This window comes from Vibrio sp. OPT24 (assembly GCF_015163545.1).
In the GTDB taxonomy this organism is placed as follows: Bacteria; Pseudomonadota; Gammaproteobacteria; order Enterobacterales; family Vibrionaceae; genus Vibrio; species Vibrio cyclitrophicus.
The window spans coordinates 1-863 of the sequence record NZ_JADDYI010000008.1 but is presented as its reverse complement, the minus strand read 5'-3'; the positions used below and the strand labels follow the sequence as shown (position 1 = coordinate 863).

The window sequence follows — 863 nt, the reverse complement described above, 5'->3', positions numbered from 1 at the left end:
TCATAATCAGTGAAAACGAGTAGGGCGGGACACGTGATATCCTGTCTGAATATGGGGGGACCATCCTCCAAGGCTAAATACTACTGACTGACCGATAGTGAACCAGTACCGTGAGGGAAAGGCGAAAAGAACCCCTGTGAGGGGAGTGAAATAGAACCTGAAACCGTGTACGTACAAGCAGTAGGAGCACCTTCGTGGTGTGACTGCGTACCTTTTGTATAATGGGTCAGCGACTTAATTTTAGTAGCAAGGTTAACCGTTTAGGGGAGCCGTAGGGAAACCGAGTCTTAACTGGGCGTACAGTTGCTAGGATTAGACCCGAAACCAGGTGATCTAGCCATGGGCAGGTTGAAGGTTGAGTAACATCAACTGGAGGACCGAACCGACTAATGTTGAAAAATTAGCGGATGACTTGTGGCTAGGGGTGAAAGGCCAATCAAACCTGGAGATAGCTGGTTCTCCCCGAAAGCTATTTAGGTAGCGCCTCGGACGAATACTACTGGGGGTAGAGCACTGTTAAGGCTAGGGGGTCATCCCGACTTACCAACCCTTTGCAAACTCCGAATACCAGTAAGTACTATCCGGGAGACACACGGCGGGTGCTAACGTCCGTCGTGGAGAGGGAAACAACCCAGACCGCCAGCTAAGGTCCCAAAGTATAGCTAAGTGGGAAACGATGTGGGAAGGCTCAGACAGCCAGGATGTTGGCTTAGAAGCAGCCATCATTTAAAGAAAGCGTAATAGCTCACTGGTCGAGTCGGCCTGCGCGGAAGATGTAACGGGGCTAAGCTATACACCGAAGCTGCGGCTACGTACCTTAGGGTATGTGGGGTAGGGGAGCGTTCTGTAAGCCGTTGAAGGTG

The 863-nt window shown here is 51.0% G+C and carries 1 rRNA gene; it reads left to right on the top strand.

The annotated features are described in order from the left end of the window. Positions 1–863 (top strand): 23S ribosomal RNA (locus IQO02_RS03030); the annotation flags it as partial.